The organism is Octadecabacter antarcticus 307, from assembly GCF_000155675.2.
Classification (GTDB): Bacteria; Pseudomonadota; Alphaproteobacteria; order Rhodobacterales; family Rhodobacteraceae; genus Octadecabacter; species Octadecabacter antarcticus.
On record NC_020911.1, the window covers coordinates 3,254,584 to 3,272,012 of the forward strand.

Genomic DNA, 17,429 nt, shown 5'->3' on the forward strand with positions numbered 1-17,429 from the left:
TTTGCGCCGCGCCCGTATTGCTGTGACTAAGTCACATATCGGGGGCGTAAAATCCGGTTCCCGTCGCGTTTTTGGCGGCCTGCGCCAAAAGATCTTGCGCGTAATGCCCAACCGACTGGAAGCACACCACTTCAAAACCTGTGTCGTGCATCCAGAATGCCGCAGCGACCTGCGCCATGCGGGTCCGCCGGAATTGCCCAACGCCAAAGCTATCAGGGTGTAAATCGACGGGGCAAAGCCGCGCCAAAACATCGCGCGCGCGCACACCCGAAACGTTAAACACTGCCCGTGCATCGGACACATCAACAGCCAGATAGTGATGCCCTACCAATACCTTATCAATCTGCGCCACGTTTTGTGCCACGTCAGCATAGGGCACAACCAACAGTAATTCATCTGGCGACATCCACGCCACACCTGACGTCGCGTCGCCCAAAAACTGCCCCGACGTTGGCATTGCTTGCCCTGTCACAGCCTTGACTGCTTTGGTCAGCTTCGCACTGCCCAAATCGCCGCGAAGCGTGATCATTCCACACGCCGCAACGCGTGTTACCTGCGCCAAATCAGACATTCTGCTTCTCCCCGGTTGGGTCATAGAAAACCGCATTCACAATCTTCGCCTGCACCCCGGTGCCGTCAATTTTCGGGAAGGTAATCACCTCACCCATCCTATCTGGTCCGTCTTTCACAAGGCCCATCGCGATACCGCGTTCCAAGTTGGCGGAATAATAGGTCGACGTGATGCGCCCTTGTGTATTGCGCTGCCCGTTCGCATTTTCACCATCCGCAACGGCGTAAGCCCCGTCCGGAATGACCGACCCGTCGATGCTTTCAAGCCCGACCAGTTTCCAGCGGTTCGGATCAATCATGTGACTGCGCAACTGGCCACGCTTACCCAAAAAGTCTTCTTTCTTTTTGGAAATCGCCCATGACAACCCAAGGTCTTGCGGAATGACAGTACCATCCGTCTCGTCACCAATCATGATAAAGCCCTTTTCAGCACGCAAAACGTGCAGACACTCGGTGCCGTAGGGCATCACGCCGAACTCCTGCCCTGCCGCAAACAGCGCCTCCCAGAACGCAGCACCTTCGCTGGCTTTCACCGCGATTTCGTAGGACAATTCACCAGAGAACGAGATGCGATAAGCGCGGCAGTCAAAGCCGCCAATCATCCCATCTCGCCATTGCATGAACGGCAACGCCTCAGCGCTCAAATCCATCCCTCCAAGCTTTTCCAGAACATTGCGTGCGTTCGGTCCAACCACCGCGACCTGCGCGTATTGCTCGGTCACATTGGCGACGTAGACGTCCCAGTCCCACCATTCGGTTTGCAACCATTCTTCCATATGCGCATGCACCGTGTCCGCGCCTCCCGTAGTCGTGTGGCACAGCCATGTGTTGTCATCGATGCGTGCAACCACACCATCGTCGCTCAGGAACCCGTTTTCACCGCACATCAAACCGTAGCGGCATTTTCCGATGGGCAGCGTCGACATCATGTTGGTGTACATCATATCAAGGAATTTGCCCGCATCGGAGCCTTTGACAATCAGCTTACCCAGCGTAGATGCATCCAGCAGACCAAGGTTTTCGCGGGTGTTCTTGACCTCACGATTGACCGCGTCCTCGATGCTCTCCTCGCCGCGCTGATAGGTGTAGACACGACGCCACTGGCCCACAGGTTCCCAGTAGGCCCCGTTCTTGTCGGACCATTCATGCATCGGTGTTTTGCGCACTGGCTGGAACAAGTCGCCACGTGCTTCGCCCCCAATGGAACCCAGCGAAATAGGCGTGTACGGCGGCCTATACGTCGTCGTGCCCGTCGCAGGGATCGCCTGACCTAGCGCATCCGACAACACCGCCAAGCCGTTGATATTACTCAGCTTGCCTTGATCCGTGGCCATGCCCAACGTGGTATAACGTTTCGTGTGTTCAACGCTTTCATAGCCTTCTTGCGCGGCCAATTGCACGTCGCTGACTTTGACGTCGTTCTGATAATCCAGCCACATCTTCGAGCGTAATTTGTACCCAGCACCCTGTGGCATAATCCAGACCGGCATCATCGCCGCCTCTTCTGGCGCGTCGCCTTTGGATGCTTTGCCAGCCTTGCCCGTGGCCCCCGCCAACTTTGCTGCAGCAGCACCCGCATCATGGCCACCCGCAAGGCAATCACGGGTGGTCATCGCGCCATGCGCAATGCCCGCAGTTGACACAAAACCGGTGCCATCAGCGCCCAAAGGCGGGCGGGATGGATCGGGGCGGAAATGGCTATGCCCCTCGTCCCAGATCAATTTACCACCGCAATGGGACCACAGGTGCACCACAGGCGACCAACCGCCGGACATCGCCACGACGTCGCAGTCGATTTCTTCCAACACACCGCCGTCCTCGCCCGCTTGCGAACAGATCGCCACGCCAGTGACGCGCTTGCCACCGTGAACGGAACTGATGGCTTTGCCGTATAAAATTCGAATGCCAAGTGCGGCTGCCTGGCTCGCCAGCGGTCCAGCCACCATGCGCGCGTCAATGATCACCGGAACATCCAGCCCCGCCTGTTTCATCGCAATCGCAGTGCGGTAGGCATCGTCGTTATTGGTGACAACAACGGTGCGATCCCCAACAGACGTGCCAAAATTTACCGCATAATCGCGAACCGCAGATGCCAGCATAACGCCCGGAATATCGTTTCCTGCGAATGACAGTGGCCGTTCAATCGCACCAGTAGCAGTCACGATCTGACGCGCACGAATGCGCCACAACCGATGCCGGGGTCCGGTTTTTTCGCTCAAATGGTCGGTCAAACGTTCGTAGGCCAACGCATAGCCGTGATCATAGACACCAGCGCCCATGCAGCGGGCCACTACCGTGACATTATCCATTTTATCAATCGCTTGCAGGGCGTCTTTCACCCATGTATCCGCGTCTAACCCATCAATCTGGGCACCATCAACCGGCGCGCGACCACCCCAATGGGCGGTTTGTTCAACCAACAGAACCCGTGCACCAGCACGACCCGCAGCCAATGCCGCAGACAGTCCCGCGATACCGCCGCCAACGACCATCACATCCACATGGGCATAAAAATGTTCGTAGATATCCGCATCGCGATCTTTCGGGGCTTTGCCCAGACCTGCGGCGTGGCGAATGATCGGTTCATAGACGTGCTTCCACATCGGGCGCGGATGGATGAACATTTTGTAATAGAATCCAGCGGGCATAAAGCGCGCCAGTTTGGCGTTCACAGCGCCCACGTCAAATCCCAACGATGGCCAGTGGTTTTGCGATGTCGCGGTCAGCCCGTCAAATAAATCCTGCGTCGTCACCCGTTGGTTGGGTTCAAAATGCCCACCAACGCCCAGATTAACCAAACCGTTGGGCTCTTCAGCGCCAGACGCCACAATGCCGCGCGGACGGTGGTATTTGAACGACCGACCGACCAGCATTTGATCATTGGCAAGCAGGGCCGACGCAAGCGTGTCGCCTTCAAACCCATGCATCGTTTTGCCGTTGAACGTGAAGCTTACGGTGCGTTCGCGGTCGACCAGACGCCCACCCTCGAAAACAGTTTTTCCCAGACGCGTGCTCATGTCGCTGCTCCCCCAAATTCGCGCCAGCTCCAATCGGGACGCTTGGCTTTGATCTTATCCACCAACTCTTTGGGTGGCTCCAACGTCTGTGCTGAATAGGTACCAAAGACCTCTAATGTCATTGTGCAGCGCGCCGCATGGAACCACTTGCCGCAGCCAAAGCTGTGCCGCCAGCGTTCCAGATGCACCCCTTTCGGGTTTTCGCGCATGAACAGATAACCCTCAAAGGCCGCGTCGTCCGACCCCGGCCCAAAGCGTTTCAAATGCGCTTCGCCGCCCGCATGCAGTTCGGTTTCGTCGGCGTGAACCCCGCAATAGGGGCATTCAAAAATCAGCATGGGCGGACCTCCGTAACGGAGGCATGGCCCCCAAGTTCAGAATGATGGGGCGGGGTCGTGGATAGAACCGGAATCGGGGCAGCGGACACACCTAAGCGGGCGAAGATTGCGCCTCGCCCGACAGCTATTGTCCGTGAGAGATGTCTTTTATTCGGTTGGCACCGCTTGGGTCGTTGGTGCAATAGCACTTGGGTCTTGCTCAAGTGGCACACCTGCCCCGCCAAAGACGGCGTAGAGCACGACAAGCACGATGACGATGCCCACGATAATGAACCCCACACCGCCCATGCCTGTACCCGCCCCGATCGGAACCCTGTGCGACCGGTCAGGCGCCGGTTTTGAGAAATCATAGTCAGCCATTTCAAGTCCTCCTGTTTGGGTGAGGACATCATGACGGGTTCTTCGCGCGATGGAACATAGGCGGAAAACGCCGGGGTGTTTGCGCGATGGGTGGCCGAAACCCGCGATTTGCGTCGGCTGGAGTCTGCCGGATTGTATGAATTTAATAACATACTTTCCACCCCTTGCCGTCATTCCAACAGTGAAACAGGTCCCCGTAGCCCCATATCAATGTTCCCACGAGCAGCAGTACACCCTCAATCAGGACTACGCTCGGCACTTTCAGCTTCACGCCAATTTCTATCATTGCGACTAACGGGAACCTTAAGACTTTTCCATATTCCACGTTGGTTCCAGCATATTTTGCCTTGTCTACGAAGTAGAGCACGATCGCTGACGCAACCATAAATGAACCAAACCTCTGGAAATACTGTGGTGTCCCTTCCAAAAGCAGTAAGACCGCACGTATGGTTAAACCTACAACGAAAAAGAAACAAAAAAGGTCAAGCAGTCTTCCATTGAACTGAAAATTAAGAAAACTGAACCGAAAATCATTCAATGCGCAACCCCCGCCGCAACGCTCTCGTCAATAAACTTACCTTCCCTAAACCGGTACATAGAAAACTCATCCGTCAACGGTGACGCGCCTTTGGCCATCAGTTCTGCCATCGCAAACCCTGACCCCGGAATCGCCTTAAAGCCACCCGTGCCCCAACCACAGTTCACAAACACGCCCTCAACAGGTGTCTTAGACAGGATCGGGGAGCGATCGCCAGTGACGTCCACAATACCACCCCATTGGCGCAGCATTTTCAGACGGCTCAGAATCGGGAATGTCTCATTCAGGGCCCGCACGGTTTCCTCAACATGGTGGAACGATCCGCGCTGCGTGTAGTTGTTGAACCCGTCCGTGCCGCCACCGATGACCATTTCGCCCTTGTCGGACTGGGACAAATAGCCATGCACCGTGTTGGCCATCACAACGATGTCCATGCAGGGCTTGATTGGTTCAGACACCAGCGCCTGCAACGCGACACTTTCCATTGGCAGACGGAAACCCGCCATTTCAGCCAGTGTGCTGGCGTGACCCGCAACAACCATCCCAAGCTTATCACAATCAATCGCGCCCTTGGTGGTGTCGACACCGACGACCTTACCGCCCTGCGTGCGCACATTCGTCACTTCGCACTGCTGGATAATGTCCATGCCCATATCAGAACACGCCCGCGCGTAGCCCCACGCCACCGCATCATGGCGCGCTGTGCCACCACGCGCCTGCCACAGACCACCCAGAACCGGATAACGCGGCCCTTCGATGTTCATAATTGGGCACAATTCCTTAACCCGCGCGGGGTTGATCCATTCTGTCGTCACCCCCTGCAACGCGTTGGCGTGGGCTGTGCGCTGGTAACCGCGCACTTCGTGGTGGGTTTGCGCCAGCATGATCACGCCACGCGGAGAAAACATGACGTTGTAGTTCAAATCCTGCGACATGGTTTCATAAAGCGAGCGCGACTTTTCATAAATCGCCGCCGATGGGTCCTGCAAATAGTTGCTACGAATGATCGTGGTGTTGCGCCCCGTGTTGCCGCCGCCCAGCCAGCCCTTTTCGATCACCGCCACATTGGTGATGCCGCAATGCTTGCCCAGATGCCACGCCGTCGCCAGACCATGCCCGCCGGCACCGACGATGATAACGTCGTATTTCTTCTTTGGGGTCGGGGCGCGCCAGTGACGCTCCCAGCCAGAATGATAACGTGTCGCTTCGCGGGCGATGGCAAAGGCGGAAAAGCGGCGCATATCGTGTTCCCCAATCTTAAAGTCAGTCTTGCAAATCTGTCGGTTTGTTCTGCGCCGTTCCCTAGAAAAGAGGATACTCGGCGCGGCACTTCAGTACACATTTACGACAACACGCGTAAAGGTCGCAAGGCGTTGCGCGATTGACCCTTTTGCGGCGCGACCGAAACGGCTACATCCTGCCTCATGACGTTTGGGATTATCATTTTTTGGCTTATTTGTGCCAGCGTTACAGCGCTGGCGATTGCAGCGGTGCTCGTGCCGTTGCGGCGTGACCATGTGGCAGATGCTACGCCCGATTTTGGCGCAGATACCGACATCGACATTTACCGCTACCAACTGGACGAGGTGGACCGCGATCTCGCCCGTGGCGTACTGGAAGTGACTGAGGCTGAACGCACGCGCATCGAAATCTCGCGCCGCCTGCTACATGCCGATGCCAACACCCGCACCGCAACCACGGATGCGCCGCAAATCGCCAACCGCGTCGTGGTGCGTGTGCTCGCCGCCGTGATTGTGCTCGGCGCAGGTGGCATTTACTTGCAGCTTGGTGCCCCCGGTTACGGCGATGTTCCGCGCGCGCAACGCATCGCCGACGGCGAGGAACGCCGCGAAAACCGCCCCTCCCAACAAGACGCCGAAAGCGCCAATCGCGAAACCGATGCGATTTCGCAAGCCGACGTTGGCACCCGCGAAATTCTGCAAGCCTTGCGCGGGACGGCGTTTGAGCGCCCCTATGAAGTGCGGGCCTGGGCCTTCCTCGCGCAGACCGAAGCCAGCATCGGCAACATGCAACGCGCCGCCCGCGCACAAGAAAGAACCATCGCTTTACTGGGGGGAGCCACCGTTAACCCCGACTACGTCCGCTTGCTGGATTTTCTGGTGATCGGCGCGCAGGGCTACGTGTCCCCCGAAGTCGAAGCCATCACCATCAGCCTGCTGCAATCTGACCCCGACAACACTGCTGGACAATATTACGCAGGCCTACTTTATGCGCAAAACGACCGCCCCGACCGGGCATTCAGTTTCTGGCGTAGCGTGGTTGAAGACGGCGAACAGGGCACCTTGTACTGGAATTCCGCCGCCAGCCAAATAGCGGACGTGGCCGCACAGCTTGGCATCGATTACGCCCTGCCCAACCAACGCGGCCCAACGGCAGACGACCTTGCGGTGGCGCAATACATGCCCGAACAAGACCGCAACGCGATGATCCAAGGTATGGTTGGCCAGTTGGCAGATAGACTGGCCACGACCGGTGGACCACCACAAGACTGGGCGCGGCTGATTTCATCGCTGGCCGTCTTGGGCGAAAACGAAACTGCCCTAATCGTGCTGGCAGAGGCCGAAGCAACCTTTGGTGGTGACGTTCAGGCCGTGCAAATTCTACGCCGCGCCGCACAAGAGGCCGGATTGATGGAATGATTTTTGAAGACGTCATCGACTTTGCGGCAGCACTGCCGCCCTACGCGCCGCTCGCGGGGCTTGATCTTGGTACCAAGACCATCGGCGTTGCGGTTTCGGACGGCGGGTTGACCATTGCCTCGCCGTTGGAAACCATCAAACGTAGCAAATTCCAAGCTGACGCCCTGCGGCTTTTCGAAATCACCTCGCACCGCGCGATTGCGGGCATCGTGCTCGGCTTGCCGCGCAATATGGATGGTTCCGAAGGTCCGCGTGCACAATCAACCCGTGCGTTCGCGCGCAACCTGTCGCGCCTCACCGATCTGCCGATCACCTATTGGGATGAACGCCTGTCCACCGTCGCGGCCGAACGCGCCCTGCTTGAGGCGGACACATCACGAAAGCGTCGCGCAGAGGTCATCGACAACGTCGCAGCCAGCATAATACTTCAAGGAATGCTGGACCGCCTCCGCAACATCAAGGCCCAAGGATCGATCACGTCATGACCGCAAATGAAAATACCGACAACATCTGGAAACGCGGTGAAATCGACAGTCCGTGCATCAAAATTTGCGTCATCCATCCTGAAACCCGCCTATGCACTGGCTGCCTGCGTAGCATTGACGAAATCGGCGCATGGTCACAGCTCACGCCTGATTTGCGCGCCGCGGTGATGGCTGATCTGCCAAACCGTACGAAACTCATCACCAAACGTCGCGGCGGACGCGCCGCGCGTCTCAAAAACGGGCCAACAAACGGATAAACCCGAATTTGAGTTTCTTTTCCAAGATGAATATAGGAGCGTCTTCTCCCTTCATCTTGGCTCCTAGAACTCTCCCCGAAGGGTCGATCAGCCTAAAATCCAATCCTTCGGATCGTCAAACTCCGGTCGAAAATACGCAATCATCCGCCCGTCAGCTGGCACCGTCATCCCGCTGCGCCATGGAGCTACCCCGTGCACCGCAAAACGATCCACAAGAACCGCCTGCCCAACGCGCAAAGGCACCTCGACGGCCTCACAGGTGTCAAAAACCGCCCCCCGCGCTGCGATATAACATTCAGTTACATCCACGCCGCGTGGATCGCCGGACCCAACAGCGTCGGCCAGCGCCGCCCGCATTGGCAAATGGCTGCCCCGCCAAACCACAAGCGGGCAGGCATCACTTTCGTTCAAGGGCAGCCCAAGAACGAAAGCATGCGGTTCTCGCACGATGCGCCGGCCCGCCTCAAGATGCAGCCCGTCCACATGGGCGCTGCAGCGGTATATTCGAAACCAGTGCGCCGCCTCGCTCTCAAGCGGATCTCTTTTGGGATATCCCTCATAAACCACGGACACTTGGGCGCGGTGCCATGTGTTCGGCGCTGTCACGATATCATCCCACGGGCCTGACAAATCCACATCCCCAATCGACCCATCCACACCATTGGGCAATGCATCCACACCGACAAACCACGTCTCCCCATGACGCAGCCATTTGGCGCGCTGGACCGGATCATTTGATACATCACAGGCGGCGACACGCGCGCACGTGGCCCAACGGGTCACGCGTGGATCGGCGTCGAAGACGACGAAACCATCTGTTGCCAGATCAGCCAAGCATCACCTTTCGCAGCATGTTTAAGGCCACCAAAATCAGAAATATCCCGAACACCCGCTTCAGCGGTTTCGGGTCCATCCGGTGCGCCAATGCCGCACCCCAAGGCGCTGTGATCAGCGTCATCGCGACAACAACACCAAAAGCGGCAAAATTCACTGCGCCGACGGTCAATGGCGGTGCGACCGCAATATCTGTAAACAAAAACCCGATCACGGCTGGAATCGCGATGATTACGCCATACCCGCTCGCGGTGGCGACCGCGCGGTGAATAGGCACGCCGAACAACGTCATCGTTGGCACACCGAACGACCCGCCACCAACACCCATCAGCACGGATAAGAAGCCAGTCAGCGACGACCCAATCGCACGGAAAAGGCCCTTTGGCATCCCATCCCCCAAACGCCATTCAGACCGTCCAAACGTCATGTAAAGCCCGATACACATACCAATTCCGCCAAACAACACTTGCAGTACACTTGACCGCAGTTGCGTTGCGACCGCGACCCCGATGACCGCACCAATCACAATCCCAACGCCCCAGCCGCGCAGGATGCCCCATTCCACAGCGCCCTTTTTATTGTGCGAGTTCAAAGACCTTAGCGAAGTTACGATGATCGTTGCCAGCGACGTGCCCAGACATATCTGCATCAATTGCGGGCTGTCATACCCAAGTGCCCCGAACGCATAAAAGAACGCGGGCACCAAGACGATGCCGCCGCCAACCCCCAAAAGCCCCGCCAATACCCCGGCAAACCCGCCAATCACCATAAGCAGCCCCACAAGGGGCAAAAGGACAGACATTTCTGGCATGGGTCGCTCCGATTTTTTGTTCGCGCCAGCTTTGCCCCGAACGCGCCGCCACGACAACCCTAGGCAGCCGCCACTTGCTCCATCGCGGCCAATGCGTCTTCAACCACGGCCCAACCTGCGCCGTCTCGGTGTGCGTTTTCAGATAGGTAGCGCCGCCATTGCCGCGATCCAGGCTGGCCTGCAAACAGCCCCATCATATGCTTGGTGACATGGGCCAGCTTGCCGCCACCACGGGTTTGATCGACCATGTGCGCGTCAATATAATTGCGCATCTGCATCACAATATCCAGCGGATCAGGGCCAACATCATCACCCCAAATCACCGCATCGGCGCGCTGCAAGATATCTGTTGGGTTGTGGTACGCCGCCCGCCCGATCATCACGCCGTCCAGCCCAAGGTCGAGCAGCTCTTTCGCGTGTTCCAGCGACGCAATCCCGCCGTTGATCGAAATATGCAAATTCGGGAACAATCCCTTCATCCGCAGTACCAAATCGTAATCCAGCGGCGGAATATCGCGGTTTTCTTTCGGGCTTAGCCCCTTTAGCCATGCCTTTCGTGCATGGATCGCCACCCGCGTTACGCCTGCCCCGACAATGCGCGCCAAGAATTCCGGCAACACGACTTCGGGGTCCTGATCGTCCACCCCGATGCGACATTTTACTGTAACCTCCGATGGTTGCGCTTGGATCATCGCGGCGCAACACTGCGCGACCAAGGCAGGCCGCTCCATCAACACCGCGCCAAAACAGCCCGATTGCACACGATCCGACGGGCAACCGACATTCAGGTTAATCTCCACGTACCCCGCGTCCGCGCCCATCACTGCCGCCTTAGCCAGCTCAGCCGGATCAGACCCACCAAGTTGCAGCGCAACGGGTTGTTCGGCCGGATCAAAGCGCAACAAATGCCGCGCCTGCCCGCGCACCAGTGCCGGCGACGTCACCATTTCTGTGTATAAAAGTGCGCGTTTGGACAGCAACCTGTGCAGATAACGGCAATGCCGATCTGTCCAGTCCATCATCGGGGCTACGGATAATCTGGCGCTTACGCCAATCTGCGATTTTACTGCCTTTTCCAATACTTAACTCCAAACCTTCATGCTCACCCGTGTTCGATATCTTGCCATTCTGGCCCGTTTTTTGCTACGTTTACAACACGTTTTGTAAAATGAAAGGCCATGTTGTAAATCATGTGTACAATCATAAAGCGTCGCCGCAAGAATGGCACCATAGCTTGGCTCGCGCAAATCTCAGTGATGCGGCATGGCAAGGTCTTACTCCGTGAAAGTCAGACTTTCGAGCCCAAGTCGACTGCTCCAGCTTGGATTGAAAACCGCGAGGAAACTCTTGCGCAACCCCGCGCACTTGACGCGCTCGTAGCTCAACCGGAAAGCAAGAAGACTCCGACACTAAGTGTTCGGTCCCGGCATCTGTTGGATCGGATTAACGATGAATCTTTCTGGTTCTGAAGTCCCTATCTTGCAGATGTATTCGTACGGCGTCAGGCCGTTGAGCGTCTTCAGCCTTCGAGCGAAATTGTAGGCCGCTATGAAGTCTGCGAGATGGGTGTGCAGCTGATCATGCTTGTCGTAGTGATACCGCTTGACTGTTGCGTCCTTGATCGTGCGGTTCATCCGCTCAACCTGGCCATTGGTCCATGGATGGTTAGGCTTGGTCAGCCGGTGCTCAATCCTGTTGGCATCGCAGATCATGTCGAACCGCATAGTGCTTTTTCTACAAGCCGTGCCACGGCAAACTTGCTGGTTCGGTCCCTCTCGTGACATCGCTTTGCGATTCACTGCCGGGCAATGAATGGCAACAAAGAGATAAAGTTTTCCTTCGTTGGTGCGCAACTCTGCAATGTCGATATGAAAATATCCGATCGGATAGCGTTTGAACTTTTGTCGTTTCGGCTTGTCGCCCTCCATATCTGGCAGTCGGGATATCCCATGCCGTTGCAAACAACGATGCAGGGAAGATCGCGTCCCCCTCTCATTGCTTGCTCCGCAAGCAATGAGAGGGCAATGGATGTGGGATAGTTGGCTGCAAGGCATAAAGACAATCATCCAGCGGTAGGAGCGTATGACGTCGAAAAGAGACGATCATCGCCTCTTCACCCGCGCTGAGAACGGTCGAACTGGGGTCCGTGGGGCCAGTCTTGCGGTCTTCTACAGTTTTGCGCTTGCGTCATTTGGAGACCGTTTTGACATTTATACCAAGTTCTCGACTCAAAGCTGCGGTCGTAGCTTGCGATCGCTGTATTGTTGCTCTGATGGCGTGCGTAGTCGTGGCGCAGCCATGACGTATTTGTCCCATGATGCTTCCTTCCATTCCAAAGAATAGATCGCACCATCAAACCATGGGATCAAAAACCTAGGGACAGGACCCATTAAACTACTTGGTGCTACTATGGCTGCGTGATTCAAAGTCCCAAAGTTGGGGGATAGAATGAGCAATCTTTATTGGCTGAGTGAAGCGCAGATGGATCGGCTTCGGCCTTACTTTCCGAAGAGCCGAGGCCATGCACGCGTAGATGATCGCCGCGTTCTGAGTGGCATTATTTTCACTAACCGCAACGGGGCGAATGACGGTTCGGGCCGCGGGCCCGATGAAACGTCCAGTGGATGTTTCAAGGCATGAGCGGGCGGAGCCCCGTCTACGGTGGTGTGACGCGCCTGCGGAATATGGGCGGCCGAAGACTTTGTATAATCGTTGGAAGCGCTGGAGTGACATGGATGTGTTCGCCCGGATCATGATGGGACTGGCCGAGCAGGCCCCAGACAATAAGACAATTTCGATCCCCTCTCATCGAAACTGTGTTTCGACTGCCGGGCAGCGGATCGAGGATATGACGCTGAATGGTTCCGAGAAGGCCTTATAGACAAGGGAACTCGCCCCTCTATCCCTAGACGCAAATCACGCAAGACAACCATCAAATACCCCTTTCGTGACATTGCTTTGCAATGCACTGCCGGGCAATGGATAAGAGACGCGACAAACGACGCAACCGTATCGAGCGCATGTTCGGCAGGATCAAAGACTGGAGACGCGTCGCAACACGCTACGACAGAAGCCCAACAGTCTTCCTCTCCGCCATCATGCTCGCCGCGACCGTTATATTTTGGTTATGAGTCCTGAGCCTAGACATGACATATTAAGCGGAAGAGCGGTACTGCATTGAAGAAGACTTGGCAGCTATGCGCGCTGCAAAGTCCTATCTTGTGAGCCAAAGTTATGAGCCTCCAAGCGTATTGGAACACGTCTTGAAACGTTGGAGTGATGGCACTTAAAAACTTAGCAAACCTATTGAGTTATACGCTCTGGGTTTCAAGCCATACATTTTGAAGCGCGTGCCCAATTTAGCACTCCAACTTTGGGCGCAAAGAGCCCCTCTTCGTGCCAGTCAATCAACAGAACTCCTGCTTCTCCAAGCTCTAAATCCATAACTCTGACCAATAGAACAGGCCCATGCAAATATCATCACTGAACCTCCCCCCTCCCGACAGGCCATACACTCCAGATACGCACGCAGATCGGTGGCAGTGCTCGGCTGAAACTATACGCCAACTCATCAAGCAGAAACGACTCGTCGCTTTTAGACTTGGTCGACTTTTTCGCATCCCAGCTCAATCAGTAAAGGACTTTGAACAATGCCAGACTTCTCAATTGGAAACCTCAGAGGTGGCTTCTGCGTGTATTGGCGGAAACCAGACGGAAAACGGACCCGCTTTAGTTTACAGGCACGCTCCCGAGCGCAGGCCGAGGCAGAAGCTTTAGACGTTTGGCGTAAAGAAAACCGATCCACATTGTCACAAAAAGTTGCCGACTTTTGGGAGGCCTACCGTGACCATAACCATGGGCGTCAGATTTCGACAACTATGTTTTATACCGGAAAATCCATACGACCTCACGGGATGTGACACCTATGCCGTATCTGAGGTTGTCGCCTACGGCATGAGGGCTGCCGCTGGCGGGAGAGCCACAGGGCATCTCCCTAATGCTATTGTCGCTGCCTACGAAACTTATGAAGTGCTTCAAAAGAAGAATGTTTCGCCGCGTGCAATCCACCGTGCTCTCCGTGACGTGTTGACGGAGGCGGTGCCGCCACTTCAATTTAAGCAGTCGCCCTTCGAAGATCACGAAAGTTCGATGGTTTCGTATGCGGTGCGGATTGCAGCGGGTCGCCTTCTTGATGATCAGACCCGAGTATCTGGAACGACGGCAGGTCTAAATGACGTTCTGAGGCGGTATGGACAGGTCCTCACTACTTGGCAATCCACACATTAGCTTCAAAGAACCTGCGTACACTTCACAATGAGTGATATTAGAAAGGGAATCAACACAATTACAGTGCCTTAGTGGTGGGTCGTGAGAGGCTCGAACTCCCGACATCTTCGGTGTAAACGAAGCGCTCTACCAACTGAGCTAACGACCCGATGATGCAGCGTTTAGCGTCCCTTTTCACGGCGCGCAAGCCCAAGTGGCACCTAGGTCAGCAAGTTTTGCACACCACCCTTTAAATGATAGACGCAGCCCTGCCCGCCGCGGATGCTCGGGTTGGCCAAAGCGTGCGGCCCGACAACGATACTGCGGATCACGCGGCTGGTGATCCCGTGGGTGATCAAGACCGCGGGGCCGTTCAAGTCCGCCAGAAACGCCTGACACCGCGCGGACAAGACCGCCATGCCTTCGCCACTCGGGGCCATTTCGTACTGCGCCATATAGGGGTCATCACCTGTCCCTTGCGGCAACTCATCGCGCAACCGGCCCGCCCAGTCGCCCACGCCAATCTCGCGCAGGCGCATATCCGTGCACACACTTTCTGCGATCCGTCCACAGGCGATCCCCGCCGTCTGCACTGTGCGCCCTGACGGGCTGCACAGATAGGTAAACCCGTCCAAATCAAGGCCGCTCAAAATCTCGCCCTGGCGTGCCGCATCCGCCTCCCCCTTCGGGGTCAGTGGCGAATTTAGCCAGCCCTGCATACGGTTTTCTGCGTTCCATGTCGTCTCACCGTGGCGGAGGATATATAGCTCTGGATATGTCATGCCGCGTGCCTACTCCGCGCGTCCAGTTTTGCAAAGCCAAATTGGATGTGTGTCTAAGTGGTCAAACCTCCACACGCCAAGCCCCCCCCAAAAATCCATTGCACCGAATCGCATTACGCCCCATAGAGCTTTTGCATCTCTCGCCCGCGGGAGAGACCGATTAACCTCGGCGCCGAAGGAGCAACGACCCGGAAACTCTCAGGCAAACGGACCGCGGAGCGTAAGCAATCTGGAGAGCGGTGTTAAGAAACGCCCACCGAAGGAGACGTCACGGTAACACCCCACACGGCGGGGAGGTGGCGAAACTCTCAGGTCCAAAGACAGATGGGTTCACTGTTGGCAATCGCCAGCCCGTAACTGAACCGCTATTGAGGACCAATCTCATGAAATCTATCGCTGTCATCGGTGCAGGAATTACCGGAATCACCACCGCCTATGCCCTGCTTGAACGTGGCTTTGACGTCACCGTGTTTGACCGCAACCGCTACGCGGCGATGGAGACGTCCTTTGCCAACGGAGGGCAACTGAGCGCCTCCAACGCCGAGGTCTGGACCCAATGGTCCACGATCATCAAAGGCATCAAATGGATGGCATCGCGCAACGCGCCGCTGTTGGTGAACCCCAAACCGTCGTGGCACAAATACAGTTGGATGGCGGAATTCATGTCCAACATCCCCAACTACCGCAAAAACACCATCGAATCTGTGCGCCTTGCGATCAACGCGCGCCAACACCTGATGGGACACGCCGAAAAAGAAGGTTTCAAATTTGACTGCGAACACCGCGGCATCCTGCACGTCTACAACTGCAAAGCCGACTTCGATGGTGCCGCCAAGGTCAACGATATGCTGGCCGAAGGCGGTCTTGAACGCCACGCCGTCACGCCAGACGAAATGAAAGTAATCGAACCAACCCTAAAGGGCGATTTATACGGTGGATACTTTACCGAAAGCGATTTCACCGGCGACATTCACAGCTATGCCAAAGGACTTGGCGATGCCTGCAAAAAGCGTGGCGTTGTCTTCAAATATGGCCGCGACGTCGAAACTCTGACGGCACGCAAAAGTGGTGGCGTCGATGTCGGCTGGACCAACACCGAAAACAGCAACGTATCCGACCATTTCGATGGCATCGTCATTTGTGCTGGCGTGCGCAGCCGCGCCTTGGCCGCACAAGTCGGGGACCGCGTGAATATCTACCCTGTCAAAGGCTATTCCATCACCGTCCAGCTTGATGATGACGAAAGCCGCGCGGCGACCCCTTGGGTGTCCCTGCTCGATGACAAAGCAAAAATAGTAACCTCGCGCCTTGGGCAAAACCGCTTCCGCGTTGCTGGAACGGCGGAATTCAACGGCTACAACAAAGACATCCGCGATGACCGGATCGCACCACTGACGAAATGGGTGGAAAACCTGTTTCCCGACGTCAGCACTGAACACGCCATTCCTTGGGCGGGCCTACGCCCGATGATGCCCAGCATGATGCCCCGCGTGGGCGCGGGCAAAGCTGCTGGTGTGTTTTATAACACTGGCCACGGACACTTGGGCTTTACGCTGGCAGCAGCAACAGCAGAACTTGCCGCAGATAGCGTGCTGCAAGCCTCCCAAAGCAATTCTGTCGGCGCCGCAGAGGGTTAAGTACTGACAAAATTCAGATCGGCGCGGCCACTATGAGCTGCGCCAATCGTCCAGCGCTTTCGCTAAATTGGGCCTTACTCTAACGTCTCCACAATCGGGTCTGCGTCTGGGGCATTGTTCTTGACCCTGTTTCCATTCGGATGGCGCAGCTTGATATTTATGATCGTCGCGTTCGCCACCTGTTTGGAGCGGTTGATCATCACCTTACCCAAAGGCGGCACGATCAATTCTTCGCCCGCGATCAACGCGCGACCCAACACCGCCAACATCGCCTCAACAACGGGTTTGACGTCTTTCTTCTTCAAGCCAGTCTCGGCCATCACACGATCAATGAACTCTGGCTTTTTGATAGGCGCATCTGCGACCACAGTCTTGACAGTTTCGACCACGACCGCGTTGGGCATCCCGCCCACTGGCGCGCGCCCAACAGATGTGGCCACAACTGGCGCAACATCTGCTTTTGCCGTCGCTGTGCCTTTCGTGGTCGCTGTGCTTTTCGTGGTCGGCGTCTGAGCGGTTGCAGTCGATTTGCTTGTGGTCTTTGTCTTTGTGCTGCGGGTTGCCATTGTGTTCTCCGGACTGCGCACGGAATTGTGCCTATTTGGGACATAATAGCCGGATTTCCGCATCATTTCCATCAGGAATACTCATGAAATCCGGCATTGTGTCTCTGCGCCCCAGCCACATTCCGTGGCATGCGTTGACCGATGGGGCAACTTCTGGCGGGCTCACGCCAGAAAATGAGCGGCATATTTTGAAAGATTCAGAAATTTTGCTGACACCAAACGGCGATACTACCTCAATCGAAAGGTCGCAGACTGACAGTTAAGCGATTCAAAACATCAATGGTTCAAAATAAAAAGGCGCCGAAGTT

At 56.2% G+C, this 17,429-nt stretch carries 18 protein-coding genes, 1 tRNA gene, 2 pseudogenes and 2 riboswitches; of the genes and pseudogenes, 8 read left to right on the top strand and 13 right to left on the bottom strand.

All coding sequences use genetic code 11. The features are described 5' to 3' along the window. Window positions 1–31: 31 nt before the first annotated feature. The 6 genes from OAN307_RS16650 to OAN307_RS16675 form a co-directional block, all read right to left on the bottom strand. Complete coding sequence (locus OAN307_RS16650) at window positions 32–571, bottom strand: sarcosine oxidase subunit gamma (protein ID WP_015500786.1); 540 nt, start codon at window positions 569–571, stop codon at window positions 32–34. After that, window positions 564–3,587 (bottom strand): sarcosine oxidase subunit alpha family protein, encoded by a 3,024-nt coding sequence (locus OAN307_RS16655; protein WP_015500787.1) that lies wholly within the window; start codon window positions 3,585–3,587, stop codon window positions 564–566. The genes OAN307_RS16650 and OAN307_RS16655 overlap by 8 nt, the downstream gene beginning before the upstream one ends. Continuing rightward, the gene (locus OAN307_RS16660) at window positions 3,584–3,925 is read right to left on the bottom strand and encodes a sarcosine oxidase subunit delta (RefSeq protein ID WP_015500788.1); all 342 of its coding nucleotides are present in this window, start codon (window positions 3,923–3,925) and stop codon (window positions 3,584–3,586) included. Before OAN307_RS16660 ends, OAN307_RS16655 begins: the two co-directional genes overlap by 4 nt. A 147-nt stretch (window positions 3,926–4,072) precedes the next feature. Then, the gene (locus OAN307_RS16665) at window positions 4,073–4,285 is read right to left on the bottom strand and encodes a hypothetical protein (RefSeq protein ID WP_015500789.1); all 213 of its coding nucleotides are present in this window, start codon (window positions 4,283–4,285) and stop codon (window positions 4,073–4,075) included. A gap of 142 nt (window positions 4,286–4,427) precedes the next feature. Next, on the bottom strand, window positions 4,428–4,823 hold the full coding sequence (locus OAN307_RS16670) for a hypothetical protein (RefSeq protein ID WP_044043929.1): 396 nt from the start codon (window positions 4,821–4,823) through the stop codon (window positions 4,428–4,430). Continuing rightward, window positions 4,820–6,064, bottom strand: coding sequence for a sarcosine oxidase subunit beta family protein (locus tag OAN307_RS16675; RefSeq protein ID WP_015500791.1), 1,245 nt, complete (start codon window positions 6,062–6,064; stop codon window positions 4,820–4,822). Before OAN307_RS16675 ends, OAN307_RS16670 begins: the two co-directional genes overlap by 4 nt. Window positions 6,065–6,247: 183 nt before the next feature. On the opposite strand from OAN307_RS16675, the gene ccmI reads away from it, so the two are divergent. The 3 genes from ccmI to OAN307_RS16690 are packed head-to-tail and all read left to right on the top strand — an operon-like array spanning window position 6,248 to window position 8,225. After that, on the top strand, window positions 6,248–7,483 hold the full coding sequence (gene ccmI / locus OAN307_RS16680) for a c-type cytochrome biogenesis protein CcmI (RefSeq protein ID WP_015500792.1): 1,236 nt from the start codon (window positions 6,248–6,250) through the stop codon (window positions 7,481–7,483). Next, on the top strand, window positions 7,480–7,968 hold the full coding sequence (ruvX, locus tag OAN307_RS16685) for a Holliday junction resolvase RuvX (protein WP_015500793.1): 489 nt from the start codon (window positions 7,480–7,482) through the stop codon (window positions 7,966–7,968). The genes ccmI and ruvX overlap by 4 nt, the downstream gene beginning before the upstream one ends. Then, window positions 7,965–8,225 carry a DUF1289 domain-containing protein gene (locus tag OAN307_RS16690; protein WP_015500794.1) on the top strand — a complete coding sequence of 87 codons (261 nt, stop codon included), beginning with the start codon at window positions 7,965–7,967 and terminating at the stop codon, window positions 8,223–8,225. The genes ruvX and OAN307_RS16690 overlap by 4 nt, the downstream gene beginning before the upstream one ends. A gap of 87 nt (window positions 8,226–8,312) precedes the next feature. Here OAN307_RS16690 and OAN307_RS16695 read toward each other — a convergent pair whose 3' ends face one another. The 4 genes and pseudogenes from OAN307_RS16695 to OAN307_RS26810 all read right to left on the bottom strand — a co-directional run bounded on the left by OAN307_RS16695 (window position 8,313) and on the right by OAN307_RS26810 (window position 12,186). Beyond that, window positions 8,313–9,059: a hypothetical protein gene (locus tag OAN307_RS16695; protein WP_015500795.1), complete on the bottom strand. Its 747-nt coding sequence runs from the start codon at window positions 9,057–9,059 to the stop codon at window positions 8,313–8,315. After that, window positions 9,052–9,870, bottom strand: coding sequence for a sulfite exporter TauE/SafE family protein (locus tag OAN307_RS16700; protein WP_015500796.1), 819 nt, complete (start codon window positions 9,868–9,870; stop codon window positions 9,052–9,054). The genes OAN307_RS16695 and OAN307_RS16700 overlap by 8 nt, the downstream gene beginning before the upstream one ends. Window positions 9,871–9,929: 59 nt before the next feature. Continuing rightward, the gene (gene dusA, locus OAN307_RS16705) at window positions 9,930–10,949 is read right to left on the bottom strand and encodes a tRNA dihydrouridine(20/20a) synthase DusA (RefSeq protein WP_015500797.1); all 1,020 of its coding nucleotides are present in this window, start codon (window positions 10,947–10,949) and stop codon (window positions 9,930–9,932) included. A 330-nt stretch (window positions 10,950–11,279) separates the two neighbouring features. After that, a pseudogene (locus OAN307_RS26810) lies at window positions 11,280–12,186 on the bottom strand (integrase core domain-containing protein). Window positions 12,187–12,318: 132 nt separating this feature from the next. On the opposite strand from OAN307_RS26810, the pseudogene OAN307_RS26815 reads away from it, so the two are divergent. From OAN307_RS26815 to OAN307_RS16725, 3 genes and pseudogenes are all read left to right on the top strand, one after another. Continuing rightward, window positions 12,319–13,001, top strand: a pseudogene (locus OAN307_RS26815) (transposase). Between the two features lie 337 nt (window positions 13,002–13,338). After that, a complete protein-coding gene (locus tag OAN307_RS31385) occupies window positions 13,339–13,647 on the top strand; it encodes an excisionase family DNA-binding protein (RefSeq protein ID WP_083903063.1) in 309 nt (102 codons plus the stop codon). Window positions 13,648–13,725: 78 nt separating this feature from the next. Next, the gene (locus OAN307_RS16725) at window positions 13,726–14,157 is read left to right on the top strand and encodes a hypothetical protein (RefSeq protein ID WP_044043932.1); all 432 of its coding nucleotides are present in this window, start codon (window positions 13,726–13,728) and stop codon (window positions 14,155–14,157) included. Window positions 14,158–14,229: 72 nt separating this feature from the next. Here OAN307_RS16725 and OAN307_RS16730 read toward each other — a convergent pair. After that, window positions 14,230–14,305, bottom strand: a tRNA-Val gene (locus tag OAN307_RS16730). Window positions 14,306–14,357: 52 nt separating this feature from the next. After that, a complete protein-coding gene (locus OAN307_RS16735) occupies window positions 14,358–14,918 on the bottom strand; it encodes a histidine phosphatase family protein (RefSeq protein ID WP_044043934.1) in 561 nt (186 codons plus the stop codon). Window positions 14,919–15,055: 137 nt separating this feature from the next. Beyond that, window positions 15,056–15,142, top strand: a riboswitch (glycine riboswitch). 1 nt (window position 15,143) lies between these two features. Then, window positions 15,144–15,246, top strand: a riboswitch (glycine riboswitch). A 55-nt stretch (window positions 15,247–15,301) separates the two neighbouring features. On the opposite strand from OAN307_RS16735, the gene OAN307_RS16740 reads away from it, so the two are divergent. Further along, a complete protein-coding gene (locus OAN307_RS16740; RefSeq protein ID WP_015500801.1) occupies window positions 15,302–16,555 on the top strand; it encodes a D-amino acid dehydrogenase in 1,254 nt (417 codons plus the stop codon). A 74-nt stretch (window positions 16,556–16,629) separates the two neighbouring features. On the opposite strand, the gene OAN307_RS16745 is transcribed toward OAN307_RS16740, so the two are convergent. Next, complete coding sequence (locus tag OAN307_RS16745) at window positions 16,630–17,121, bottom strand: HU family DNA-binding protein (protein ID WP_245540878.1); 492 nt, start codon at window positions 17,119–17,121, stop codon at window positions 16,630–16,632. Window positions 17,122–17,204: 83 nt separating this feature from the next. On the opposite strand from OAN307_RS16745, the gene OAN307_RS16750 reads away from it, so the two are divergent. Then, entirely contained in the window at window positions 17,205–17,384 is a 180-nt protein-coding gene (locus tag OAN307_RS16750) for a hypothetical protein (RefSeq protein WP_044043935.1), read from the top strand. The last annotated feature ends 45 nt before the right edge of the window (window positions 17,385–17,429 follow it).

Coding starts and splice junctions, on each gene's coding strand:
- OAN307_RS16690 (WP_015500794.1), top strand. CDS start 7,965: ATGACCGCAAATGAAAATACCGACAACATCTGGAAACGCGGTGAAATC.
- OAN307_RS16735 (WP_044043934.1), bottom strand. CDS start 14,918: ATGACATATCCAGAGCTATATATCCTCCGCCACGGTGAGACGACATGG.
- OAN307_RS16700 (WP_015500796.1), bottom strand. CDS start 9,870: ATGCCAGAAATGTCTGTCCTTTTGCCCCTTGTGGGGCTGCTTATGGTG.
- OAN307_RS16650 (WP_015500786.1), bottom strand. CDS start 571: ATGTCTGATTTGGCGCAGGTAACACGCGTTGCGGCGTGTGGAATGATC.
- ccmI (WP_015500792.1), top strand. CDS start 6,248: ATGACGTTTGGGATTATCATTTTTTGGCTTATTTGTGCCAGCGTTACA.
- OAN307_RS16655 (WP_015500787.1), bottom strand. CDS start 3,587: ATGAGCACGCGTCTGGGAAAAACTGTTTTCGAGGGTGGGCGTCTGGTC.
- OAN307_RS16665 (WP_015500789.1), bottom strand. CDS start 4,285: ATGGCTGACTATGATTTCTCAAAACCGGCGCCTGACCGGTCGCACAGG.
- OAN307_RS16750 (WP_044043935.1), top strand. CDS start 17,205: ATGAAATCCGGCATTGTGTCTCTGCGCCCCAGCCACATTCCGTGGCAT.
- OAN307_RS16660 (WP_015500788.1), bottom strand. CDS start 3,925: ATGCTGATTTTTGAATGCCCCTATTGCGGGGTTCACGCCGACGAAACC.
- OAN307_RS31385 (WP_083903063.1), top strand. CDS start 13,339: ATGCAAATATCATCACTGAACCTCCCCCCTCCCGACAGGCCATACACT.
- OAN307_RS16725 (WP_044043932.1), top strand. CDS start 13,726: ATGGGCGTCAGATTTCGACAACTATGTTTTATACCGGAAAATCCATAC.
- OAN307_RS16675 (WP_015500791.1), bottom strand. CDS start 6,064: ATGCGCCGCTTTTCCGCCTTTGCCATCGCCCGCGAAGCGACACGTTAT.
- ruvX (WP_015500793.1), top strand. CDS start 7,480: ATGATTTTTGAAGACGTCATCGACTTTGCGGCAGCACTGCCGCCCTAC.
- OAN307_RS16745 (WP_245540878.1), bottom strand. CDS start 17,121: ATGGCAACCCGCAGCACAAAGACAAAGACCACAAGCAAATCGACTGCA.
- OAN307_RS16740 (WP_015500801.1), top strand. CDS start 15,302: ATGAAATCTATCGCTGTCATCGGTGCAGGAATTACCGGAATCACCACC.